At 66.1% G+C, this 22958-nt stretch carries 21 protein-coding genes; 10 read left to right on the top strand and 11 right to left on the bottom strand.

The genetic code is table 11. The features are described from left to right. Positions 1-12: 12 nt before the first annotated feature. The 11 genes from ABGT73_RS12470 to ABGT73_RS12420 form a co-directional block, all read right to left on the bottom strand. Entirely contained in the window at positions 13-1059 is a 1047-nt protein-coding gene (locus tag ABGT73_RS12470; protein ID WP_346669989.1) for an FAD:protein FMN transferase, read from the bottom strand. 59 nt (positions 1060-1118) lie between these two features. After that, positions 1119-2201, bottom strand: a complete 1083-nt coding sequence (locus tag ABGT73_RS12465; RefSeq protein WP_346669988.1) for a hypothetical protein — start codon at positions 2199-2201, stop codon at positions 1119-1121. Positions 2202-2219: 18 nt separating this feature from the next. Continuing rightward, the gene (locus ABGT73_RS12460; RefSeq protein ID WP_346669987.1) at positions 2220-2549 is read right to left on the bottom strand and encodes a DUF1622 domain-containing protein; all 330 of its coding nucleotides are present in this window, start codon (positions 2547-2549) and stop codon (positions 2220-2222) included. Further along, on the bottom strand, positions 2543-3076 hold the full coding sequence (locus ABGT73_RS12455) for a Gx transporter family protein (protein ID WP_346669986.1): 534 nt from the start codon (positions 3074-3076) through the stop codon (positions 2543-2545). The genes ABGT73_RS12460 and ABGT73_RS12455 overlap by 7 nt, the downstream gene beginning before the upstream one ends. Positions 3077-3087: 11 nt before the next feature. Further along, positions 3088-3489: a NusG domain II-containing protein gene (locus ABGT73_RS12450; RefSeq protein WP_346669985.1), complete on the bottom strand. Its 402-nt coding sequence runs from the start codon at positions 3487-3489 to the stop codon at positions 3088-3090. A gap of 266 nt (positions 3490-3755) precedes the next feature. Continuing rightward, the gene (locus ABGT73_RS12445) at positions 3756-4091 is read right to left on the bottom strand and encodes a helix-turn-helix domain-containing protein (RefSeq protein WP_346669984.1); all 336 of its coding nucleotides are present in this window, start codon (positions 4089-4091) and stop codon (positions 3756-3758) included. A gap of 121 nt (positions 4092-4212) precedes the next feature. Then, positions 4213-5550: a glycoside hydrolase family 32 protein gene (locus tag ABGT73_RS12440; protein ID WP_346669983.1), complete on the bottom strand. Its 1338-nt coding sequence runs from the start codon at positions 5548-5550 to the stop codon at positions 4213-4215. Between the two features lie 73 nt (positions 5551-5623). Next, positions 5624-7528, bottom strand: a complete 1905-nt coding sequence (locus ABGT73_RS12435) for a glucose PTS transporter subunit IIA (RefSeq protein ID WP_346669982.1) — start codon at positions 7526-7528, stop codon at positions 5624-5626. Positions 7529-7667: 139 nt separating this feature from the next. Then, complete coding sequence (locus ABGT73_RS12430) at positions 7668-8636, bottom strand: LacI family DNA-binding transcriptional regulator (RefSeq protein WP_346669981.1); 969 nt, start codon at positions 8634-8636, stop codon at positions 7668-7670. Between the two features lie 186 nt (positions 8637-8822). Further along, positions 8823-10175, bottom strand: coding sequence for a glycoside hydrolase family 32 protein (locus ABGT73_RS12425; RefSeq protein ID WP_346669980.1), 1353 nt, complete (start codon positions 10173-10175; stop codon positions 8823-8825). A gap of 121 nt (positions 10176-10296) precedes the next feature. Continuing rightward, positions 10297-11604: a WG repeat-containing protein gene (locus ABGT73_RS12420; protein ID WP_346669979.1), complete on the bottom strand. Its 1308-nt coding sequence runs from the start codon at positions 11602-11604 to the stop codon at positions 10297-10299. A 193-nt stretch (positions 11605-11797) separates the two neighbouring features. Here ABGT73_RS12420 and ABGT73_RS12415 point away from each other — a divergent pair, with 193 nt between their 5' ends. The 10 genes from ABGT73_RS12415 to ABGT73_RS12370 all read left to right on the top strand — a co-directional run bounded on the left by ABGT73_RS12415 (position 11798) and on the right by ABGT73_RS12370 (position 22944). After that, positions 11798-12235, top strand: coding sequence for a response regulator (locus tag ABGT73_RS12415; RefSeq protein WP_346669978.1), 438 nt, complete (start codon positions 11798-11800; stop codon positions 12233-12235). Then, positions 12232-13527, top strand: coding sequence for an ATP-binding protein (locus ABGT73_RS12410; RefSeq protein ID WP_346669977.1), 1296 nt, complete (start codon positions 12232-12234; stop codon positions 13525-13527). The genes ABGT73_RS12415 and ABGT73_RS12410 overlap by 4 nt, the downstream gene beginning before the upstream one ends. Continuing rightward, positions 13520-13837: a hypothetical protein gene (locus ABGT73_RS12405; protein WP_346669976.1), complete on the top strand. Its 318-nt coding sequence runs from the start codon at positions 13520-13522 to the stop codon at positions 13835-13837. Before ABGT73_RS12410 ends, ABGT73_RS12405 begins: the two co-directional genes overlap by 8 nt. Positions 13838-13977: 140 nt before the next feature. Continuing rightward, positions 13978-15006: a hypothetical protein gene (locus ABGT73_RS12400; RefSeq protein WP_346669975.1), complete on the top strand. Its 1029-nt coding sequence runs from the start codon at positions 13978-13980 to the stop codon at positions 15004-15006. Positions 15007-15024: 18 nt separating this feature from the next. Next, positions 15025-15897 (top strand): hypothetical protein, encoded by an 873-nt coding sequence (locus ABGT73_RS12395; RefSeq protein ID WP_346669974.1) that lies wholly within the window; start codon positions 15025-15027, stop codon positions 15895-15897. 155 nt (positions 15898-16052) lie between these two features. After that, positions 16053-16808 carry a protein phosphatase 2C domain-containing protein gene (locus ABGT73_RS12390; protein WP_346669973.1) on the top strand — a complete coding sequence of 252 codons (756 nt, stop codon included), beginning with the start codon at positions 16053-16055 and terminating at the stop codon, positions 16806-16808. Continuing rightward, the gene (locus ABGT73_RS12385) at positions 16805-18319 is read left to right on the top strand and encodes an FHA domain-containing protein (RefSeq protein ID WP_346669972.1); all 1515 of its coding nucleotides are present in this window, start codon (positions 16805-16807) and stop codon (positions 18317-18319) included. The genes ABGT73_RS12390 and ABGT73_RS12385 overlap by 4 nt, the downstream gene beginning before the upstream one ends. Next, entirely contained in the window at positions 18316-19224 is a 909-nt protein-coding gene (locus tag ABGT73_RS12380) for an ABC transporter permease (RefSeq protein ID WP_346669971.1), read from the top strand. Before ABGT73_RS12385 ends, ABGT73_RS12380 begins: the two co-directional genes overlap by 4 nt. Positions 19225-19243: 19 nt before the next feature. Next, positions 19244-21856, top strand: coding sequence for a serine/threonine-protein kinase (locus tag ABGT73_RS12375; RefSeq protein WP_346669970.1), 2613 nt, complete (start codon positions 19244-19246; stop codon positions 21854-21856). Next, positions 21853-22944, top strand: coding sequence for a hypothetical protein (locus tag ABGT73_RS12370; protein ID WP_346669969.1), 1092 nt, complete (start codon positions 21853-21855; stop codon positions 22942-22944). The genes ABGT73_RS12375 and ABGT73_RS12370 overlap by 4 nt, the downstream gene beginning before the upstream one ends. The last annotated feature ends 14 nt before the right edge of the window (positions 22945-22958 follow it).

Below are 22958 nucleotides of genomic sequence, written 5' to 3'. Positions count from 1 at the left end.
GAGTGTTGGAAACTATACGCGGATATGATCCCGGAATCCGGGACTGTACACTAGGGTTCCGTCCGACTGCACCCACATAGCCTCGGCGTCAAAGCGGTCCAGCAGCGCCTGGCCTTCCTGCTGGGGCAGGGTGAACAGGGCGGTGGAGAGGGCGTCGGCCAGGCCGGAGTCGGGGCAGAGGATGGTGACGGCCCGCCAATAGCGGGCGGGGTAGAGGGTGTCGGGGTCGATGATGTGGTGGTAGACCACACCGTCCACCGTGTAGTACCGCTGGTAGTCCCCGCTGGTCACCACGGCGTAGTCGTCCACATAGAGCGTGTGGAGATACCGGCTGGTGTCGTCGGGGTCCTCGATGCCCACCACCCAGGGCTGGCCGCTGTCCGGCTTGGGGCCGGTGGCGCAGACGTTGCCGCCGATGCTGATGAGCAGCCCCTCGGGGGCGTTCTCGCACACCCGCTGGGCGGCGTAGCCCTTGGCGATGGCCCCCACGTCGAGACGCACCTCCGGGTCTGTAAAATACACCGTGCCCGCCTCCTCATCGATCTGGATGCTGTTAATATCGGTGTGGGCGGCGGCTTCTTTCAGGGCGTCGTCGTCGGGCAGGGCGGCGGCCTCGGGGTCGGCGATGCCCGCCTCCCGGGCGTCGTGCCACAGGCTTAAAACGCTGCCCATGGCGATGTTCACCCGGCCGCCGGTTTCGGCGTAGAGCTCCTTGCTGAAGAGCAGCAGGTCGAGGATCTTCCGGTCCACCGCCACCGGGCCCTGTCCGGCGCGGTCGTTGACGGTCTTGAGGTTGGTCATCCCCTCGTAGTCGTTGTAGATGTCGTAGAGCTGGTGGTATTCCAGCAGCTCGTCGTGGATACCCTGGGCCGTGGCGGTGAAATCCGCCTTGCTGCCGGCGTAGCCCACGATGGTGGTGACCGTGTCAAAGAGGGTCAGGAAGGTGGCCTGGTAGCGCTGCGGCCCGGCGGTCTCGGCGGTGGCCGGGGACGTTGCCGGGGCGGCGGCGCAGCCGAAGAGCAGCAGCACCGCCAGCAGCAAAGGGAACAATCGCTTCATAGAATCTCTGCTTTCCGGTTGGGGGACGGTCCTTTTCGGGACCATCCGGCATGTCAGGTTCAGGCCCCGGCCTTGGCCACCAGGGTCTGGAAGTCGCCGATGGAGATGGTCACCGAGGCGGCCAGGTCGGCGTCACCGGCCTTGCCCTCCTCGGTCACGGCGAGACCGGCCACCTCGTCGGGGGTCTTGCCCGCCACGTAGGCGCCGAAGGCGGCGGCCTGCTCGTACCATTCCTTGCCGATGGCGCTGGCCTTCTTCATGCCGTAATCGTCGCCCAGCTGGTTCTTGGTCAGCACGGGGGCGGTCAGGTCGGTGGTGATGGCGCCGGCGGTGTCAAAGTTCACGTTGGCCTGCACAGCGTCGATGGCGCAGCTGGTGATGGTGTCGCCGTTCATCGTGATGGCGGCCGCCGTGGTGTAGGCCTGGGCAAGGCCGTCCCCCTCGGCGGAGGCGTCCTTGCTGTCCGCCAGGCTGGTGGTGGAGGTGAGATACAGCGTATCCCCCGCCATGGCGCCCAGGTAGGTGGCGCTGGCGGCGGCCTCCTCGATGGCGTCCAGATAGCCCGCGATGGAGATGGTCACCGAGGCGGCCAGATCAGCCTCCCCGGCCTTGCCGTCCTCGGTCACGGCGATGCCGCGGATTTCATCCAGCGTCTTGCCCTCCACGTAGTCGGCCAGGGCCTGGACCTGCTCGTTCCACTCCTTGCCGATGGCGCTGGCCTTCTTCATGCCGTAGGCGTCGCCCAGCTCGTTCTTGGAAGAGACGGGGGCGGAAAGGTCGGTGGTGATGGCGCCGGCGGCGTCAAAGTTTACCTTGGACTGCACGGCGTCGATGACGCACTCGTCGATGACGCCGTCCTCCGAGATGGTCACGGCCACCAGGTTGATGTTGGCCTGGGCCAGGCCGTCCTCGCCGTCGGCGGCGGGCTTGCTGCTGGAAAGGTCGGTGCCCAGGTAAAGGCCGGTCTTTACGGCACCCTCTCCGGCGCTCTCGCCGGTCTGGGGAGCCGGGGTGGTGGGTTCACTGGCGGGGGGCGCCGAGGTCTCCGGCTGGGGTACCGCCACGACAGCGGTGCTGCCGCAGGCGGAAAGGGTGCCCGCGGCCAGCGTTCCGGCCAGGATCATTGCGAACAGTTTTTTCATGGGTAGTGCCTCCTGCATTTATGATTCAGTATGGTCAATCTGCTTCATTTCAAAATGGATGAGAAATGAGAGCAGTGCCCGCAATAGGATGACGGCGCCCAGTACCATGAGTTCGTTCATCTCCCGTACCAGCACCGTTTTGAGGATTTCCGCCGCCATTTTGAATTCCAGGCTGGTGGCAAGGCCGTTGGCCAGGGCGAACTTCACGTCCCCCTGGGCGTGGAAGAGCAGCCCTTTGAGATACCGCCAGAAGGCGATGGCCGCAGAGACCGCCACCACAAAGATGCCCATGAGTTCCAGGATGGCGATGAGGGGCGGCAGGATGAATTCAACAAATTGCATCAGCATGAGGGGCCTCCTTGTGAGAGAAAGGGTAGATCGGCGGCCAGCATCGCCCGGAAGAGGGCCGACGAGATGGCGCCGGTGAGAAAGCCTGTGGCGATGGCCACCAGCAACAGAAAGGGCAGGTAGGCCACCACATAGCCGGAGCGCAGCAGCGCCACGGCCACGAGGATCTGGCCCACATGGTGGGCGGCGGCGCCCAGGATGCTCACGCCGTACACCGAGAGCACGGGCAGCCGCCGCGCCAGGGCCATGACGGCCAGGGCCAGCAGTCCGCCGATGATGGAGAAACAGAAGGCGGTGACGCCGCCCCCGAAGAGGGAACCCAGCAGACAGCGCACGCAGAGGATGGCCAGCGCCATCCGCCCGCCCAGGAAATAGAGGGCGAAGAGGGTGACCAGGTTGGCCAGCCCCAGCTTGATGCCGGGCAGCGGCACCAGCAGCTGCAGCGGGATGAACCGCTCCATCCAGGAAAGCCCCAGGGCCAGGGCGGTGAGCAGGGCGGCCCGGGCCAGACGCTGTGTCTTGTTCATGGTGTGACCTCCTATCCGGTGACGCCGTCCACTTCGGGGGCGCCGGAGCCGCCCACCAGCCGCAGTTCCAGCCGGTTGGGCAGGCAGACGATGCTGCGGCCGGATTCCTGCTGCCAGCCGCTCTTGACGCAGTCCTGCCCGGGACAGTCGGCGTCCAGGATGCAGACCCGGCCGTTTTCAATGCATACGGTGTTGTGGTAGTCGCCCCCCACCACGAATTCCCGGTTCACGGCCAGGGGGTACTCCGCCTGGAGCACCCCGTCCTGCCAGACCTGCACGGTGGCGGCGGTGCCGTGGCGGCCCAGGGCAAAATACACAAGCAGCGCCGCGGCGGCCAGCAGGACCAGCGCCGCCGCCACAAAGTCCCCGGGGCGCAGCGTCAGCCGCGGGGCGTTTTTTTCGGTCTGTTTCATAAAAGACTCCTGCCTTTGCGCATCCCGTCCGGCGCCGCGGTCCTGCCGCCGCCGGAGAAAACCCTGCCGACAGCATCTTTCCCCCCGGGCGAAGGATGCATACATTCTTATACAGGATATCATACTGTAAGAGGGATACCCTGTAAAGGGAGCGAAGGTTTCGGCGGATCAGGCGCGCATCGTCATTCCCTGAAGGACAGCAAAGCGCCGGAATCTGTGGAAAACCCACAAATTCCGGCGCTGTTTGCTTTTCGGTTCGCGGGGGTTCAGGGCAGGCGGTTTTTGTCGCCCCACTCGCACATGCCGTCCAGAATGGGGATCAGGGAACGTCCCCGGGGCGTCAGGCTGTACTCCACCTTGGGCGGGATCTGGGGGTATTCCTCACGATGGACCAGCCCGTCGGCTTCCAGTTCCTTGAGGGTGGCGCTCAGCGTCTTGTAGGAGATGCCCCCGATATACTTTTTCATCTCATTGAAGCGGACCACCCCGAACTCCATCAGGGTGTAGAGGATGGTCATTTTGTATTTGCCGTTGATGAGGGACAGGGTGTAGCTGAACCCGGTGGTGCCCAGACATTCGTTGGCGATGCAGCGCTGGCCCATGGTACACCCTCCTCCGGAAAACAGGTCGCCTTGATTATAAAGGCCCCGCCCCGGAAAGTCAAGCCCCGGGGCAGAGGACCGGCCTTTGTGGAAACCCCACAAATTTTGGCATTTGTTTTTGTCAGTTGTCACGGACGGTGGTCACGGCGTCAAAGTCGCCGGCCAGGGTATCCCCCAGCCCGCGCACCACCAGGCTGACCACGGCCCGGCCGCCGTCCAGGAAGATCTCCACCAGGTTCTCCTCCACAAATACGTCCAGGGCGCAGGCCGCGGCCGTCCCGGCGGGGGCCTCGGCGGTGAGGCGGTAGCCCGTCAGGCCGCCGAACACCTCGCTGCGGTCGGTGAGAAGGCGGTCCCCCTCCCGCCGGATGCGCAGCCCGCCGATGTTCCAGCCCTGGCCGTCCCGCAGTTTGCCCTGCAGCCGCACCGGCCGGTGGTCGGCCAGCGGGGCAAGGCCCTGGGCCGGTTCGGTGAAGCAGGCCGTCACGTTGGGGTGCACCGGGAAGCAGAGCTGCCCGTCCCGCCAGCAGACCAGCCGGGGCAGGCTCATCATGCCCCGCCAGGGGGCGCGGCCGTCGGGGGCATCGGTGACCGGGCCGGGCATCCGTATCCAGCCGATGAGCACCCGCCGGCCTTCGGCGTCCAGGGTGGTCTGGGGGGCGTAGAGGTCAAGGCCCCAGTCCACAAAGGTGGGGCGGCCCTCCAGGGCCAGCGTGCAGGTGGTTTCGTCAAAGGTCACCGGCATCCAGGTGGACTGGTCGGGGTAGGCCAGCCCGTCCGCCGTGATGCCCATGGGGGAGCCCAGCAGCACCCACCGCCCCTCCAGGCAGAAGAGGTCGGGGCATTCCAGCGTGGTGCCCAGGGCCTCGTCGCCGAACCGCCCGGCGGCGGTCCAGGTCAGGCCGTCCGGGCTGCGGTAGAAAAGCAGCTGGCCGATGCCCTTCCAGGTGCTGCCCAGCACCATCCGGAAGCTGCCGTCCGCCGCCCGCCAGACCTTGGGGTCCCGGGTGTTCTGGGGATCGCCCGCGGCGCCCCCCGCCATCACCGGCAGCACCTGGCGCTTGGCGTCCAGGTTGTCGAAGGTTTCCCCGTCGGGGGAGATCACCAGCGCCTGGCTGGCCGCAAAGCGGTTGTCCAGCGCCCGGTGGACGTTGTCGGGGTTTTCCTCGTCGTAGCGCACGGCGGTGTAGTAAAGGCGCAGCGCACCGTCCACCTCCACCGCCGTGCCGGAAAACACGCCGTTGCGGTCGTAGGCCTTGCTGGGGTAGAGGGCGATGCCCCGGTGCTCCCAGTGGACCAGGTCGTCGCTCACCGCGTGGCCCCAGTGCATGGTGCCCCAGCGGGGCAGGTAGGGAAAGTGCTGGTAGAACAGATGGTACTTTCCTTTATAATAAATGAAGCCGTTGGGGTCGTTGATCCAGTGGCCCGGCGCTTTCAGGTGCAAAAAATCGTGCAGCACGGCAATTCCTCCTGTTGTGCAAAACGCCGCAGGCCCTGCCGGGCATCCCGGCAGGGCGCAGCAGCATCTTTGGTTATTGGGCGTCGGCGGGGGCTACTTCCATCAGGGGCTGCAAAGCCTGGCAGGGGCCGGAGTGCACCGTCATGGCGCCGAAGTCGTCGGCGTTGGTCAGCAGCACGGCCACCATGTCGGGATGGCCCGCGGCGGCGATCTTCTTGCGGTCAAAGGTCAGCAGTTTGTCGCCGGCCTTCACGGTCTGGCCCTCCTGCACCAGGCAGGCGAAGCCGTCCCCCTTCATGTCCACGGTGTCCACTCCCACGTGGATCAGCAGTTCCATGCCGTCGGGGGAGGTGATGCCCACCGCGTGGTGGGTGTCGGTCACCGAGGAGATGGTGCCGTCAAAGGGGGCCACGATGGTCTCGCCGTCGGGGCGGATGCCGGCGCCCCGGCCCAGCACACCGGCGGCAAAGGTCTCGTCGGGGATCTCCTCGGAGGGCACGGCCTCACCGGCCACCGGCGCATAGACGGTGCGGGGGGCGCAGGTCACGGCGGGCTGGGCGTCCGTCTGGGGCTTGTCGGCCTCGGCAGCCTCGGGGGCGGGGTCCTTGTAGCCGAACATCCAGGTCAGGGCGAAGGCCACCGCGATGGTGATGGCCGCCATGATGATATACTCCAGGGGATGCTGCAGGCAGAGCAGCAGGCCGAAGATGCCGGTGACGCCGGTGCCGCTGGCGCCCAGATGGACCAGGGAGGCGTACATGGCACCCGCGGCGCCGCCGATGGCACCGCAGACAAAGGGCTTGAAGAAGCGCAGGTTGACGCCGAAGATGGCGGGTTCGGTGATGCCCATGAAGCAGGAGAAGGCGGAGGGCAGGGCCAGGGACTTGGTCTTGCCGTTGCGGCTCTTGAGAGCCACGGCCAGGGTGGCAGCGCCCTGGCCCATGTTGGCGGCGGAGGCCAGGGGCAGCCAGTAGGTGACGCCGTACATGGACAGCTGGCCCATATCAATGACGGTGTACATATGATGGATACCGGCCACCACGGTGGTGGAGTAGAGGCCGCCCATGATGAGGCTGCCGATGCCGAAGGGCAGGGTGAGCAGCGTCTGGATGCCGCCGATGATGCCGTTTTCGATGGCCACGAAGATGGGTCCGATGATGGAGAAGGTCAGGTAGCCGGTGACAAAGACGCTGACCAGCGGGGTGACGAAGAGGTCAAACATGGCGGGAACGATCTTGTGCAGCCGTTTTTCCAAAAAGCACATGACCCACACGGCGATGATGACCGGGATGACGTGGCCCTGGTAGCCCACCATGTTCACCTTGTACAGGCCGAACCAGACGCTCTGGGTCTGATGGACGCCCTCGGTGGCCACGGTCCAGGCGTTCTGGAGGTTGGGGTGGATCATCATCATGCCGATGACGGCGCCCAGGTAGGGGTTGCCGCCGAAGGCCTTGGCGGCGCTGTAGGCGATGAGGATGGGCAGGAAGGTGTAGGCCGTGTTGGAGAACAGGTTGGCGAACACATAGATGGACCCGGAGGTGTCGATGCTGAGGAAGTTGTTGTTCACCATGAAGTTCAGCGCTTCCATGATGCCCATGAGGAAGCCGCTGGCCACGATGGCAGGGATGATGGGCACAAAGATGTCGCCCAGCGTCTTGATGGCCCGCTTGAAGGGGTTCTGGCGGGCGGCGGCCGCCGCCTTCACCTCGTCCTTGGTGGCGGCGCTGATGCCCGCGATGGCGATGAACTCGTCATAGACCTTGTCCACCACGCCGGTGCCCAGAATGACCTGCAGCTGGCCCGACGCGCTGAACACGCCCTTGACGCCCTCGATGTTCTCCACGGCCTTGGCGTCGCACTTGGCGTTGTCCACCAGCACCAGACGCAGCCGGGTGGCGCAGTGGGCCGCCGAGACAATGTTCTCTTTTCGTCCCACTTTGTCGTAGATTTCCTGGGCTACTTTCTTGTAATCCATAGCACTCTATCCTTTCTGAAAGGAGAATTTATTGTACGGCCCCTCGCCGGAGGAAACCGTCAAACCGTGAGAAACCTGATTGTGAATACGTATTCACAATCACGGAGAAACCCCGGAATTTCCCGGGGAAAAGGGAGATTCAGGTGCTTTCCCGCGGCACCAGCTCTGCGTCATAGGCCCGCAGTTCGGGCGGCCGGGGGCCGGGATGTTCGATGCGGTCCAGAAGCCACTGGACGGCATCCCGGGCCATTTGGGCGGTGGGCTGCCGCACGGTGGACAGCCGGGGGTTGAGATACCGCCCCATGAAGGTGTCGTCAAATCCCATGACCCCCACCTGGCCGGGCACCGAAACGCCCAGCGCGCGCAGGATGTCCAGCGCCTGCAGGGCGTAGATGTCGTTGCCCGCAAAGACGGCCGCCCGGCCGCTGCTCTGGGCCAGCCAGTCGGCCAGCTCCCGGCGGAATTCCTCGTGGCCGGTCAGCACCCGGTTGGTCACGGCATCGCCCTTGCCCTCTTCCTCCAGCCAGCGGCGGAACCCCACGTACTTGCCGTCGTAGTCCTTGCCGATGAAGAGGAACCGCTCATAGCCCTGCCCGGCCAGATAGGCCGCCACCCGGGCCCCCGCGGCGGCGTGGTCCGCATAGAAGGAATCCAGCCCCTCGGCCCGGCGGGTGATGGTCACCACCGGCACGTCCAGCCGCTGCACGTAGTCGTACCACTGGGGGCTTGTCTCCCGGATGGGCACCGCCAGCACGCCGTCCACCCGGTAGCGCCGCACCACGTCCAGGTATTCCTGCTCCCGGTCGGGGTCGTAGTCGCTGTTGAAGAGCAGGATGCTGTAGCCCTGCTCCCGGGCGGCGGTCTCGATCTCCTTGGCCAGGTCGGCGAAGAAACCGTTGGAAATATCGGTGACCAGCACCCCCAACAGATGGGTGGGGCCGCCCGTCAGCCCCTTGGCCAGGGCGTTGAGCTGGTAATCGTGCTCCCGGGCGCAGGCCAGCACCCGCTCCCGGATCTCCGGCGATACCTTGGGGTTGCCGTTGAGCACCCGGGAAACCGTGGGCTGGGACACATGGGTCAGCCGGGCGATCTCCGCCATGGTAATCATGGAACATCCTCCGTGAATTCGTATTCTTGCACTTGCAAAACTATTGTACACGAGGGCAACGGCCAATTCCATTCGTGAAACACACAAATTTTTGACGTTTCTTTTGTGCAGTATTCCGGGCCCGGGCGCAAAAAAAGGCCCCGCGCCTCGCAAGGAGGCGCAGAGCCGTGAAGGGTACAGAAGGGTTTACAGGGTGAAGGTCATGGACCCCAGCGTCTGCACGGTGGCTTCGGCGCCCTGCAGTGCCACCGGCACGGCGGGGTCCCCGGGATACCACCGGGTGGCAAAGACCAGCCGGCCGCCGTCGCAGTAGAATTCCAGCGCCGACCGGTCCGCCACCAGGTCCACCGTCAGCGGGCCGCCCGCCCACCGGGCCCGGCGTACTGTACGCCCGCCGCCCAGGGCGTCGTCTGTAAAGCGCAGTTCCAGCAGCCCGGCGTCGTCCCGGCGGGTAAAGGTCAGCCCGCCCGCCAGCGTCAGCGTGAAGTCGCCCTCCGCCGCCATCCGCAGCCGGAAGGGCAGCGGCACCGTGCGGGTTTCGCCGTTCAGCGCAAAGGGGGTACCTTCCGCCAGGGCGTCCAGCTCCCGCAAAGGCCGCTGGCGCAGGCCGCCGCCGTCCGCTTCCAGTTCCCGGGGCAGCGTCAGACAGTGCTGCCAGCCCAGGGCGGCGGTGGGGTTGCGGTAGTCGGCGTCGGGCATGCCCATCCAGCCCACGAGCAGCACCCGGCCGTCGGGGGCTTCCAGCGTCTGGGGGGCGTAGAAGTCAAAGCCCTTGTCCCACTCGGTGAAGCCGGAGATCGTCCCCGTTTCCAGGTCGCCCGCCAGGGCAAACCAGCCGCTCTGGTACTGGTTCTGGTTTTCCGTCTCGCCGTGGGGCAGACCCTGGGGGCAGACGCCCAGCCACCGCCGTCCGCCCACCGTGAAGGTGTCGGGGCACTCCCACATATAGCCGAAGGCGGGGGAAAGTTCCAGCACCCGGGCCAGGGTCCAGGCCCGGCCGTCGGTGCTGTGGTAGAGCAGCGCCCGCCCGGCGTCCGCAAGACTGCGGGCGCCCAGCAGCATCTTCCAAAGGCCATCCTCCCGCCAGACCTTGGGGTCCCGCACATGGAGGGAGCAGTCCGCCGGATAGTCCCCACTTTCCATCAGCCGCTCCTTGGGGCCCATCTGCAGGCCGTCGGGGGTCTCCACCAGCAGGGTGTTGGATTCCCGGCCCTCGTGGATGTAGTCGTAGGGGCCGGGGTGCTTCACGTTGCCGGTGTAGTAGAGCCGCAGCGTGTCGCCAAAGGGCACCGCGCAGCCCGAATAGGCCCCGCTCTGGTCCCAGGGTGTGTCGGGCCGCAGCGGCATGCCCGCGAAGGTCCAGTGCAGCAGGTCGGCGCTCTGCCAGTGGCCCCAGCCCTTGGGGCCGGAACCCTCCGCCCCCAGCGGGGCGTACTGGAAAAAGACGTGGTATTGTCCCCCGAAAAAGCACAGCCCGTTGGGGTCGTTGAGCCAGCCCTGGGGCGGCTCCAGATGCAACGCTTGACGCCAGTGTGCCATGTTGAGCAACTCCCTTCCCTTGGAAACGCAGCGGATTTTTTTTCAGTATAGCAAACCCGCCGCCGGGATGCAAGGCATACCGGCGGCGGGCATTCATATGGGAAAAAGAGGAAAAACGCGGTCAGCTGCGCACAAGGTACTCGGAACTCACCCAGCCGCCCTGGTCCACATAGACCCAGCCCTCCACCGTGGAGGAGGCGCCGCTGATCCACAGCCGGGTGCCGTAGGGGATCAGTCCCAGCCGCAGCGTGTCGGTGCCGGGGCCGGCCCGCAGCACCAGGCCGCCGTCCGCATCGGCCACCGCCGCGCCGGAATCCTCGGCGTCGGGGGCCACCGTCACACCGGCGGCGGGGTAGCGGTCCTCCGCCGGCAGGGTGGGCGGCGTGGTCAGCGCCAGCACGCCCCACTTGCCGCCCTGCCTGGCCCACAGCTTGCCGTCATGCACGGGGCGCAGCGCCTCGTACTGGCCGAAGTCGATGAGGCAGTTGCCCGCCACGTCGTAGAGGGCGTACTGCCCTTCCCGGCAGACCACCACGCAGCCCTCGGTGGCGGCGTAGGGCAGCGGATCCTGGAAGGAGGACTGGTCCCAGCAGGCGTCAAACTCAAAGGGCAGCACCGTCTCGCCCCGGGCGTTCAGGTAGCCCCACTTGCCGCCCTGGCACATGGGGATCAGCCCGCTGCTGAAGGCCCCGGCGTCCTCGTAGTGAGTGTCCGACACCGGCCGGGTGCCGTCGGTGAGGACGTAGCCGTCCCATTCGGTGGCGCACTCGTCCTCGATCCTGGTCACCACCCACCCGGCGCAGGGGGTGGCGGCGGTATAGGGGGCTTCCAGCCAGGTGTCGGCGCCGCCGCTGATGTACATCGAATCCCGCTCGGGCACCCAGTAGAGCACCCGGTTGGGGGCGGTGCCCACCGTGTCCACCATGGAGGCCCCGGCCAGGGATACCAGCTGGTTGTTCTCCAGCGTCCAGGAGGACCCACCGGAAAACTCGCCGCCGCCGTTGGACAGCACATACCGCCCGTACATGCCCAGCTCCACCGTGTCGTACTGGGCGGGGGCCACCAGGTTGCCGTCGTAGTCGATGAGGCCCATGCGGCCGCCCTGGACGATAAGGCAGAGCCCGTCGTCCTTGTGCATGGCGAAGGCGTTGTAGTCCTGCTCGTTGGCGGTGCCCCGCTGCTGGCGCAGCACGTCGATGTTGTCGGCCTCCAGGGTGGGCTCCACCACCCAGGTGGCCACGGCCTGGGGCTGTTCGGTGGCAGCGGGAGCGGCAGGTTCGGCCGCCACGGGGGCGGCGGATTCGGGGGAGGCTGCCGCCTCGGCGGTGGCAGGTTCCGCCGTGACGGTGGGCGTCGCGGTGGGGGTGCGGCCGCAGCCGGCCAGCAGCAGACCGGACAGCACCAAAGCAGAGAGGGTATGGTTGCGCATAGGATACCTCCTTCGGGCGGCGGGACCGCCGTTTTTTGTGATAGTTACCTACAGTGTACCATGGCGGCGGCCGCAGCGCCAGTGGCTGTGCAAAACCCGCAGGATTTGACGCAAAATCCGCAGGCAAAACTTCCCCGGCGGGGGCGATTATGGTATAATGAAACAAATCATCCCCGAAAAAGGAGGACCTCCCATGGACACGCCCGCCCCTTTGCGCATCGCGCTGTGCGACGATACCCCCGCCCTGCTGGCGCAGGAGGAAGCGCTGCTCCGCGGTGCGCTGGCCGACCTGCCCCACGAGCTGGTCTGCTGCCGGGAGGGCGGCACGCTGCTGGCGGCGGCGGAAGAGCGGCCCTTTGACGTGGCGGTGCTGGACATCCAGATGCCGGGCCAGGACGGCATTGCCCTGGGCCGGGCGCTGCTGGCCCGGCTGGACCCGGTGGCCTTCTGCCAGACCCACAAGAGCTACGCCGTGCACTGGCCCTTCGTGGAGCGGTACGACAAGACCGAACTGCGGATGGCGGGCGGGGCGAAGGTGCCCATCAGCCGCAGTTACCAGACGGCGGTGCGACGCAGCTTTCTGGCCTACGCCGATACGCTGCAGCCCGTCCCCCGGGAGGACCTGCCGTGAGCGCCGCCCTGGAGATCGTGCTGGTCAGCGCCCTGCCGGTGGTGCCCGCCTACATTTTCGGGGTGTACGCCATACGGTTCCTGCTCACCCCCCGCAGTCCCCGGCGGCACGCCCTTTTTGCGCTGTACTGCGCGGTGCTGCTGGGCATCAAGCCGGTGATCGATTTCTACTGGCAGTACACCAACGACGGCCGCAGCCTGGCCATTCTCCACGGCACCGTGATGGCGCTGATGCTGCCGGTGCTTTTGTGGTACTGTTTCGGCGGCGACTGGCGGCGAAGGCTCTTTGTGCTGTTTCCCTATGTGTGCATCCAGAGCGTCTTCATCATGCCGCCCATCATCCTGCTGCTCCAGACCGGCCTGCCCCTGCGGCCGGTGTGGCAGGTGATGTTCCTGGCGGCGTCGGCGCTGGCCTGCGGGCTGGCGGTGCTCATCACCGACCGGCTGGCCCGTCTGGTGGAAAAGCTGCCCGGGCCGGTCTACACGGCGCTGGCGGCGGCCTCCCCGGCGGTGAACCTGCTCTTCAACCTGGACCAGGCCCGCCAGTCCCTCCAGGGGGACAGCCGGCTGGAAACGGCGGCCATCCTCTCCTGGCGGGTGGCGGAGCTGGGCCTTTTGCTGGCGGCGGTGTTTTTCTGGCTGCTGCGGCGGCAGGCCAAGCAGACGGTGGCCATCGCGGCGGCCCGGGAGGCCATGCACCAGCGGGCGGTGGAAACCCAGCAGCGCAGCCTCACCGAGCTGCGCACGCTCCATGCGGCCCACCGGGAAAACCTGGAAGCGCTGGACGCCCTGCTGGCGGAAGGTAGCACCCAGGCGGCTCTGGACAAGGTGCGGGCGCTGACCCGGCAGGAGAGCCAGGCAGCCCGGCGCTACGCCGACAACCCGGTGGCGGATGTTTCGCTGGCCGAGGCGGCCCGCCGCTGCACCGAAGCCGGGGTGGCGCTGAACATCCGGGGAACGCTGCCCCGGGACTGCACGCTGCCCCCGGTGGACCTGGCCAGCCTGCTGTACAATCTTTTGAGCAACGCCGTGACGGCGGCGGCCGCGGGGCCCCGGCCGGGAACGGTGGATGTGCGGTTCGTCACGGTGGCGGGGCGGCTCTGCGTCACGGTGGAAAACACCATGGGCCCCCGGCCGGTGCGGCAGCAGGGCCCGGGCCACGGCTTCGGGCAGAAGATTTTGCGGGAGATCGCCGCCCGCTACGACGGCAGCTATACACTGGAATACGGGCAGGGCATGGCGGTGGCCACCGCCATGGTCTGCCTGCCCGCCAAGGAGGAAACCCATGGGTAACTGGTGGCAGGGCTCGGCCCTGGATACGCTGCTCTTCATGACGGCGCTGATCTGCCTGGCGGTGCCGGCGGCCTTCGGGGCCTACTGGCTGCAGCGGCGGCACACTCTGCGGGAGATGGCGGCCATCGCCATGCAGGAGCGGCATCTCTACCGCATGCTGCGGGACCAGATGGAGGCCATCGGCAAACTGCGCATCGCCCGCCACGACGCCAAGAACGAACTGCTGGTGCTCCAGGGCTTTCTGGAGCGGGGGGACGCCGACGCCGCCCGCACCTACCTGGCCCAGCTGCTCCGCCGGGAGGACCCCTGAAGCCCCTGCGGGTTTTGCGCCAAATCCGACCAGTTTTGCAAAAGCCGTGGCGGGGCCGGAACGGAATATGCTATGCTCAGACTGAAAAGGTGCCTGCACCTTTCCGGTCTGATTTTTTTTGCCCGAAGGAGGTATCCGCGATGAAAAAGACCCTGTCCCTGCTGCCTGTGGCCTGCCTGGCCCTGCTGCTGACCGCCTGCGGTTCCCGGGAAATCCCCGACGATGCCCTCGAGGACCTGCTGGGGGTGGAGGCACTCTTCACCGACCGCCTGGCGGGCATCACCTCGGTGTCCGACATTACCCACCAGCCGGGGGAGGACGGCGATACCGTGACGGCCACCGTGGTGTCGGACAACGGCTTCACGGTGTACACCGACCAGTGCACGGCGCTGGCCGTCTACGATGAGGAAAAAAAGAACTGGGTGCTGGAGAGCGTCACCTCGGTGCCCGCTGCGGTGGAAGCCAAGAAGGAGCCCGACCTCTATGTGGTGAGCGGGCTGATGAAGCAGGATACCTACGCCCTGCTGGGCATCGGCGGCGGGGGCGAGGAGTCGGTGCTGCTGCCGGCCTACGGGGTGGAAAGCTCCACGCTGGACAACACCAACCCCGTGCAGCCCATGGCCCGGGTGGGGCTGGACTTTGAGGGGCGCACCTACGGCTGGTTCACCTTCCACGGGGGCGCCACCCTGACGCTGGACTATGAGCCGGTCCACGGCAGCTGGACGGTGCGGGACCTGACCCCCGACGAGGACTTTGACGTGGACTGCGTGCTGGAGGGCCGCACCTACCGCAGCGAGATGTTCGAGGACCATGTGGGCGGGTACACCTCCTACTGGCAGGACTACGACTGGACCGTCACCTTCGGGGAATTCGACTGGCGCAAGGGGGCCCTCACCAACTGCGAGCGGCTCTGCTACGACCACACCGAGAATGTGGAGTACATCCACGAGACCGGCCTGGACTACACCATCCGCAACATCGAAAAGAACAACCCCTTCAACCTGGACAATCCCCACTACGACTGGGTGCTCTACATGGGCGAGGGCGGCTTCTACGAGGACAGCTTCGTCATGCGGTCCACCGACGACTTCACCGCCGACCCGCTGTACATGTGGGAGCGCACCGAATATGACCGGGACTATGTGCTGGAATGCACCCTGGTCTCCTGACCGGAAAGGAGAAACAGTATGAAAAGACGGATACTGGCTTTCTGCGCCGCGGCAGCGCTGCTGCTCACGGCCTGCGCCGACGGGGCGGCGGCCGCCCAGACCCTGCAGAACCGCAAAAAACAGGTGGTGCTCTACACCACCCAGATCAACTACAACGAGGACGGCACCGAGGCGTACCGGTTCATCATCAACCAGCGGTACGATGAGAAGGGCAACCTGCTGGGAATGGACAACTACGACGGCCAGGGTTCCCGGTGGGAGTATCTCTACAACGGGGACGACGTGAAGGTGTCCCAGACCTACTATGACCCCGACGGCCAGGTGGACAGCACCCGCACCTTCGACCTGAACGGCAACCCGGTGAAGAACCAGCGCACCACCACCATATTCCTGGCCGACGGCACCACCGAGACGGCGGAGGTCATCACCGAGTACAGCTACGACGAGCTGGGCCGCAAGGTGGAGGTGGTCACCACCGAAAACGGCCAGGAAAGCATGCACGAGACCTACACCTACGACGATGCCACCCATACCGGCACCTGCCGGACGGTATCCACCACGCTGTGGGGTTCCCTTAAGGGGGATGTGTCGCAGTGGACCGACGAGCTGACCTTCAACGAGGACTGGCAGCTCCTGACCAGCCACTATGTGGGGGAGGCCGGCAGCACAGGGCAGGATGAAGTGTACACCTACGATGAGGCGGGCAACGAGACCAGCTGCCGCTCCACCGGTGTATCGGACTGGGAGGAGGAGAGCAGCTACGACGAGGAGGGCAACCTGCTCCAGATGCGCTATCTCTCCAACGGAACGCTGGTGTATGAGCAGACCAGCACGCTGGGCACGCTGGCGGAGGCCCTCCAGCGGCAGGAAAACGCGGAGCCGGCGGCCTGACCGGCCGCCACAGCCCGGGCCCCGGGGCGGGGTCCGGGTACTCTTTGTTTTTTCTTGACAGGATACAGACGGATACGTACAATTAAAGGATACATAGCAGCCGATACAAAAAGGCTGGATTCGCGGCGGGAAGTCCGCCGCAGAAGGGAGCAGCCGTGAAGATTCGCTATTGCACCCATACCGAGATCGGGGACCGCGCCTGCAACGAGGACCGGTTCGCGGTCTGTGAGACGCCCACCGGGTATTGCTTTGCGGTGGCCGACGGGCTGGGCGGACTGGAACGGGGGGAGGTGGCCGCCGAGCTGGCCTGCCGCACGGTGGCCGACTACGCCGCCATTCTGCCCCAGGTGTCGGCCCGCAAGCTGGAACAGGGATTCCTGGCCGCCCAGCAGGCCATTCTGGAACGGCAGCGGGCCGAGCACAGCGAGACCCAGATGAAGACCACCCTGAACGTGGTGCTGCTGGACCAAACCACCCTGTACTGGGGCCACGTGGGGGATTCCCGCACCTACTATGCCCAGGGGGGCCGCCTGCAGCGGCGCACCTTTGACCACAGCGTGACCCAGATGCTCTCCGCCATCGGCCAGGTGGCCGACGCGGACATCCGCTTCCACGAGGACCGCAGCAAGCTGCTGCGGGCGCTGGGCATGCCCTGGACCCGCTCCCAGGTGGAGCTGGAGCCGGACATTCCGCTCCAGGGCGACCAGCAGCTGCTGCTCTGCACCGACGGTTTCTGGGAATACATCACCGAGGAGCAGATCCAGATCTGCCTGGAGGAGGCGGACAACCCCGTCACCTGGATGGACAACATGCTGGAACTGATCGGCCGCAACGACCATCACGGCGAGCGGGACAACCGCACCGCCATCACCGTCTGGATCTACCCGGACAACGAGGAGGAGAGGGAATGAGCGCAACGGTATTGTACAGCCCCGGCGAGGCCAAGCCTGCGCGGCTGTTTGTGTGGGACGGCACCCGCACCATGCGCACGGTGGACCTGCAGTCCGGCATGGTCATGGGCCGGGCCATGGAGGGCACCGACGTGGACCTGCCGCTGACCAGTTCCATCGTATCGCGGCACCACGGGGAGTTCCTTATGCTGGAGGAGGGCTGGTGCTGCCGGGACCTGGGCAGCCTCAACGGCACCCACGTCAACGGGGAGCTCTACGGCCGGGAGGGAAAAAGCGACACCTGCCTGCTCCAGGACGGCGACGTGCTGCGCATCGACCGCAAGACGCTGGACCGGGCCCATCCCGACGCGGTGGTGATGGTCTTCTCCACCTCCTGGCAGGACACCCAGTGGAACGAGCTGACCCTCACCGACACCACCGGCGATATCCACATCGGCCGGACCACCGTCCGGCAGGAGGGCATCAAGGTGGCGGACCCGGCGGTGTCCAAGCGGCACGCCACCTTCCGCCACGGCGTGCACGGCTGGTCCATCCTGGACCACGACAGCACCAACGGCGTCTATGTGAACAACCGCCGCATCGACCAGCCCTGGCCGCTCCATCCCATGGACGTGGTGCGGGTGGCCAACACGCTGTTCCTCTTCCTGGGGGACCGGCTGCTCTACAACGCCCCGGCGGTGCAGCACAACCAGTTGTCCATCCACATCCAGGAGCGCAGCGTGCGCAACCTGTTCAAGAAGCGGATCCTTTTGGAAAACATCGACCTGAGCGTGGACCCCGGGGATATGGTGCTGGTGCTGGGCGGTTCCGGCGCCGGCAAGACCACCTTCTTCAACGCCGTCATGGGGTACGAGAAGGCCCGGGGCAAGATCACCCACGGGGACCGGGATGTCTACAAGGAATACGACCGTATGAAGTACGAGATCGGCTTCGTGCCCCAGCAGGACCTGCTGCGGGACGATGACAGCGTCTACCACACGCTGGACAACGCCGCCCGCATGAAGATGGCCGCCAACACCACCCACGAGGAGCGCCAGCAGCGCATCGACCGGGTGCTGGAGATGCTGGGCCTGCAGCGGGAGCGCAATTCCCTGGTAAAGAAGCTCAGCGGCGGCCAGAAAAAGCGGCTGAACATCGCGGTGGAGCTCATCGCCGACCCGAGCCTCTTCTTCCTGGACGAGCCGGACTCCGGCCTGGACGGCATCATGGCCGCCAGCCTCATGGAGAACCTGCGGGTCATCGCCGACGAGGGCAAGATCGTCATGGTCATCACCCACGCCCCCGACCGGGTGGTCCATCTCTTCGACAAGGTCATCGTGCTGGCCAAGAGCGCCAAGACCAACAGCGGCCATCTGGCCTTCTACGGCTCCATCGAGGCGGCCAGGGCCTTCTTTGAGACCGACACCATGGAAGGCATCGTCAAGCGGATCAACCGCCCCGACGAAAACGGCGACGGCCTGTCGGACTTCTACATTGAAAAATACGCACAGTACGCAGGAGGTACGGTATGAACGGCGCAAAAGTTTCCCGCGCCACCCAGGTGGGCATCTATCTGGGCAAGCACTGGCGCCTTTTTCTCAACGAGCACGGCTGGAAGGTGCTGATCTTCGGCGCGGTGATCTCGGTGCTGGTGTCGGTGGTGCTGGGCAGCGGCATGTTCGTCTACACCATGGAGACCTTCTCGGGCTGCTTCACGCTGATCTCCGCCTGCATCTGGATCGGCATCTTCAACTCCATCCAGACCATCTGCAAGGAGCGGGCCATCATCAAGCGGGAACACCGGGCCGGGCTGCACATCACCAGCTACGTGGCCTCCCACCTGATCTTCCAGGCGGGCATCTGCCTGCTCCAGGCCGCCCTGCTGCTGGGCATCAGCTCGATCTTCCTCACCTACCCGGCCGTCAGCCCCCTCTTCGGCAGCGTGCTGCTGGAATACTTCGTCACCTACTTCCTGGCCACCTACGCCGCCGACGTGCTGGGCCTGGCCATCTCAGCCATCGTCAAGACCCCCACCACCGCCATGACCGTCATGCCCTTCGTGCTGATCATCCAGCTCATCCTGTCGGGCATGCTCTTCTCGCTGGAAGGTCCCCTGGCCATCTTCGGCAACCTGACCATCAGCAAATGGGGTCTCAACGCCACCGCCATCTCGGCGGACTACAACAACCTGGAAAACACCCAGAAGATCCAGCTGGCCTACACCCTCAAGGAGATGGTGCACCAGCAGTCCCTGCCCATCCCCGATGAGCAGGTGGACCAGATGGTGGAGGAAAACTACACCGTCGCCGTCAACGAGGACTACGTCCACGACGGGGGCAAGCTGGCGGGCAACTGGGGGATGATCCTGCTGCACACCGCGGTCTACGCGGCGGTGGCGGTCGTCGCCCTGGAATTCGTGGACAAGGACAAGCGCTGAGCGCAAAGGAGGAACGGATATGAGTGAAATGCGGGTCTGCCCCAACTGTCTGGCGCCGCTGGGGGAGGAAAGCGTCTGCGCCCGGTGCGGCTTTGACAGCGCCAGCTACACCGTACTGCCCCATCATCTGGTGCCGGGCAGCCTGGTCAAACAGCGGTACCAGGTGGGCCGCGTGCTGGGCGAGGGCGGTTTCGGCATCACCTATGTGGGCCGGGACACCGTGCTCAACCTGAAGGTGGCCATCAAGGAATTCTACATGGCGGGCTATGTGAACCGCAACCACGACGCCTCCGACACGGTGTTTGCCACCCTGGGCACCCACCGGGACACCTTCACGAAAAACAAGGAGAAATTCCTCAGCGAGGCCCGGGTGCTGGCCCGGTTCTACGAGGAACCCGGTATCGTGGGGGTGCGGGATTTCTGTGAGGAGAACGGCACCGCCTACATCATCATGGACTTCCTGGACGGCGTCACCCTGAAGGACTACCTGGAACAGAAGGGGCGTCTGGCTCCCGCCGACGCCGTGGCCCTGCTCATGCCGGTGATGCGCTCGCTGGAGCGGGTGCACGCCGACGGCATCATCCACCGGGATATCAGCCCCGACAACATCATGGTGCTGCCCGACGGCCGCACCAAGCTGCTGGACTTCGGCGCCGCGCGGGCGGTGTCCCAGACCGATATCAAGAGCCTGTCGGTGATCCTCAAGCCCGGCTACGCCCCCGAGGAGCAGTACCGCAGCAAGGGCCACCAGGGCCCCTGGACCGATGTCTATGCCCTGGCCGCCACCCTCTACCGGTGCATCGTGGGCCAGGCCCCCGACGACGCCATGGAGCGGATGTACCGCGACCTGCTGCCCGCCCCCGCCGCCACCGAGGCGGCCTGCCCGGTGGCCATCAGCAACGTCATCATGAAGGGCCTGGCGGTGCGCCAGCCCGACCGCTACCAGGATGTGGGCAGCTTCCTCACCGATCTGGAAGCGGCCCTGAAGGACCCCGGCAACGCCGACCTGGCCCCCGACCTGCGGCAGGTGCCCGGCGGGGCCCGTCCCGCCGCCCCCGCGGGGGACCACACGGTGCTGGCCGACCTGCCCACCGGCCACACGGTGCTGGCGGACAGCGAGCCGGTGCCCGCCCCCAAGGCGGAACCGGCGCCCCAGCCGGCCCCGGCACCCAAGGCAGAGCCCAAGCCGGAACCCGCCCCGGCGCCTGCGCCCAAAACTGAACCGAAACCGGCGCCCAAAGCGGAAAGCAAACCCAAGGCCGAAGCAAAGCCGGAAAGCACACCCGAACCCGCCGCCCCGGCGGACAAGGCCCCCGGCGGCAAGAAGTCCGGCGGTAAAAAGTCCGGCGGTAAAAAGTCCGGCGGCAAGAAGATTTTCCTGCTGATCGCGGCGGTGGTGATTGTTCTGGTCATCGCGGCGGTGGCCTGCCAGGGCGGCAAGTCGGGCGGCAGTACGTCCGCCGCCTCCACCGGCAGCAGCTCCGCGGCGGACGGCAATGCCGACAGCACCGCCCCGGCCGCAGCCCCGGCGGACGGCGCCGCTTCCACGGTATCGGTCGGATTGCCCACCATGACCATCAACGATGTCACGCTGGAACTGCCCGGCTCGGTGCAGCCCCTGCTGGACGCGGGCTGGGTCTTCAAGGACGAGGCCGACGAGACCCGCATGCTGGCACCGGGAGAACAGGCCAGCTTTATCGACATGATCAATGAGTACGGCACCATCTCGGTGACCCTGGTGAACCAGGGGCTGAACACCCAGCCTGTGTCGGACTGCACACTGACCATGCTGTGGGTCTACCACACCTACTTCAACAACAACTATCTGGGCGAGACCGGCAACAGCTGCACGCTGTCCAACGGCCTGACGCTGGGTACCTCCACCCTGCAGGACCTTCCGGGGGCCTGTCCCGACGCGGTGAAGGATGATATTCTCGAGGATACCTATGTCCGGGAGGATGAGACCAGCAAGGAGGAATACACCTTCAATAAAGACGGCATCCTGTCCGGGGCTACCCTGACGGTGAGCAAGGATGTGAAGTCCGCCTCTGCCGCAGGCGATCAGGTTTCCCGGGAGCGCCCCGCCGAGTACGACGACCCCGCCTTCATGGAAGCCTACGGCCTGCAGGACTTCTCGGTCCAGTCTTCGCTGGTAAGCGGCACGCTGCCCCTGACGGTGGAAGACTTCACCAACCAGGGCTGGACGGTGGAACGCCAGCCCGACTATCTGCCCGCCAACTCCTACGCCAACGTCTACCTGCGGTACGACGTGCGTACCACCCTGGAAGTCCAGGCGGCCAACTACACCGGCAACGCCATCGATCCCAAGTACGGCATGATCAAGGACCTGACCTACACCGCCGAGGAAGAGGAGGACACGACGCTGCAGTACCAGGGCAAGACCTGGGTGGAGCTGGGCAAGACCACCCGGCAGCAGGCGCTGGATACCGCCAAGGAACTGGGCCTGAACCCGTCGGTCAACGAGCTGAACCAGGTGAAAGTGGAACTGGGCGACAACGGCCGCAGCATCTTCCTTGTCTTCAACCAGGACGACGTTCTGCTAAGCGTGACGGTGCACGGCGAATACGGCGGGTCTTCCTACAACTATGAAAGCGAGGAGACCAACGGATGAAACACCTTCGTCTTGCGGCGCTGACCCTGGGCCTGGCGCTGCTGCTCACCGCCTGCGGTGACAAGGAGGAGGACGCCTCCTCCGCCCCGGCGCCCGCCACGGCGGAATCCGCCGCCGTGACCCCGGCACCCACCGAAGCCCCCACCCCGACGCCCACGGCGGCTCCCACGGCCACGCCGGTTTCCCCCGCGGCCCTGCTCACCATGGACGGCCAGTGGGGCGGCATGGCCCCCGACGGCACCGCCTGGCTGGTGAACCTCAAGGGCGGCAAGCTGACGCTGGAAAGCCAGGCGCCCGACGCCGATCAGGCCGAGACGGTGGCGGAACTGTCGCTGGCGGACCTCAAGCTGGACACCGGCGACGGGTTCAGCCTGGGGGACTACTCGGTGGCGCTGGTGCCCCAGGCGGACGGCTTTGCCCTGCGCATCAATGACCTCTACCTGACGCCCCAGGATGCCGCCGACCCCGCCCGGCTGCGGGAAGATCTGGCGGGCGCCCAGGACCTGCTGGCCCAGCTGGAACAGAACAATTTCTGGATGGCCTGCGTGGGCAGCGATCTCTACAGCCTGCACATGACGCCGGACGGCCTGACCCTGACCTGCTACACCCAGCAGGACGGCCAGGTGACGGCCCGGACGGTGACCGGCACCTTCACGGTGGACGCCGACGGCCTGCGGGTGGTGGACGGCGAAGGCCAGACCGTGCTGGACTTTGACTGGACCATGGCCGCCGAGGAGGATGCCCTCCAGCGGCTGGACCTGGCCCCCACGCTGACGGCGGCGGACCTGCAGCCGGGGGAGAACCTCTCCTTCTACGCCACCCAGGCCGCCGATGAGGCCGAGGCCGACGCCATGGCCCGGTCCTATCTGGAAAACCGCCAGACCCCCGACCCGGCCAAGGACGACCTGACCACCCTGCTCCAGGGCTACCGGGGCGTCTCCATCGTGGATGCCTGCATCCTCAACGGCCTGGACCCCTCGCTGGAAAACCGGGCCACCTACGCCGAGGCTTTCGGCATTGAAAACTACCGCGGCACCGCCGAGCAGAACCTCTTCCTGCTCACCAGCATGGGCGGCGTCATCGAATAAAACCAAGAGCGCGG

The organism is uncultured Subdoligranulum sp., assembly GCF_963931595.1.
Lineage (GTDB): Bacteria > Bacillota > Clostridia > Oscillospirales > Ruminococcaceae > Gemmiger.
This window is presented reverse-complemented; position numbering and strand designations above follow the sequence as displayed.

What these genes read in the sequence shown, in the direction of transcription:
- ABGT73_RS12405 (WP_346669976.1), top strand. Translation starts at nt 13,520, where the DNA reads ATGGGTAACTGGTGGCAGGGCTCGGCCCTGGATACGCTGCTCTTCATG.
- ABGT73_RS12395 (WP_346669974.1), top strand. Translation starts at nt 15,025, where the DNA reads ATGAAAAGACGGATACTGGCTTTCTGCGCCGCGGCAGCGCTGCTGCTC.
- ABGT73_RS12370 (WP_346669969.1), top strand. Translation starts at nt 21,853, where the DNA reads ATGAAACACCTTCGTCTTGCGGCGCTGACCCTGGGCCTGGCGCTGCTG.
- ABGT73_RS12420 (WP_346669979.1), bottom strand. Translation starts at nt 11,604, where the DNA reads ATGCGCAACCATACCCTCTCTGCTTTGGTGCTGTCCGGTCTGCTGCTG.
- ABGT73_RS12425 (WP_346669980.1), bottom strand. Translation starts at nt 10,175, where the DNA reads ATGGCACACTGGCGTCAAGCGTTGCATCTGGAGCCGCCCCAGGGCTGG.
- ABGT73_RS12430 (WP_346669981.1), bottom strand. Translation starts at nt 8,636, where the DNA reads ATGATTACCATGGCGGAGATCGCCCGGCTGACCCATGTGTCCCAGCCC.
- ABGT73_RS12445 (WP_346669984.1), bottom strand. Translation starts at nt 4,091, where the DNA reads ATGGGCCAGCGCTGCATCGCCAACGAATGTCTGGGCACCACCGGGTTC.
- ABGT73_RS12415 (WP_346669978.1), top strand. Translation starts at nt 11,798, where the DNA reads ATGGACACGCCCGCCCCTTTGCGCATCGCGCTGTGCGACGATACCCCC.
- ABGT73_RS12375 (WP_346669970.1), top strand. Translation starts at nt 19,244, where the DNA reads ATGAGTGAAATGCGGGTCTGCCCCAACTGTCTGGCGCCGCTGGGGGAG.
- ABGT73_RS12455 (WP_346669986.1), bottom strand. Translation starts at nt 3,076, where the DNA reads ATGAACAAGACACAGCGTCTGGCCCGGGCCGCCCTGCTCACCGCCCTG.
- ABGT73_RS12460 (WP_346669987.1), bottom strand. Translation starts at nt 2,549, where the DNA reads ATGCTGATGCAATTTGTTGAATTCATCCTGCCGCCCCTCATCGCCATC.
- ABGT73_RS12380 (WP_346669971.1), top strand. Translation starts at nt 18,316, where the DNA reads ATGAACGGCGCAAAAGTTTCCCGCGCCACCCAGGTGGGCATCTATCTG.
- ABGT73_RS12465 (WP_346669988.1), bottom strand. Translation starts at nt 2,201, where the DNA reads ATGAAAAAACTGTTCGCAATGATCCTGGCCGGAACGCTGGCCGCGGGC.
- ABGT73_RS12450 (WP_346669985.1), bottom strand. Translation starts at nt 3,489, where the DNA reads ATGAAACAGACCGAAAAAAACGCCCCGCGGCTGACGCTGCGCCCCGGG.
- ABGT73_RS12385 (WP_346669972.1), top strand. Translation starts at nt 16,805, where the DNA reads ATGAGCGCAACGGTATTGTACAGCCCCGGCGAGGCCAAGCCTGCGCGG.
- ABGT73_RS12470 (WP_346669989.1), bottom strand. Translation starts at nt 1,059, where the DNA reads ATGAAGCGATTGTTCCCTTTGCTGCTGGCGGTGCTGCTGCTCTTCGGC.
- ABGT73_RS12400 (WP_346669975.1), top strand. Translation starts at nt 13,978, where the DNA reads ATGAAAAAGACCCTGTCCCTGCTGCCTGTGGCCTGCCTGGCCCTGCTG.
- ABGT73_RS12435 (WP_346669982.1), bottom strand. Translation starts at nt 7,528, where the DNA reads ATGGATTACAAGAAAGTAGCCCAGGAAATCTACGACAAAGTGGGACGA.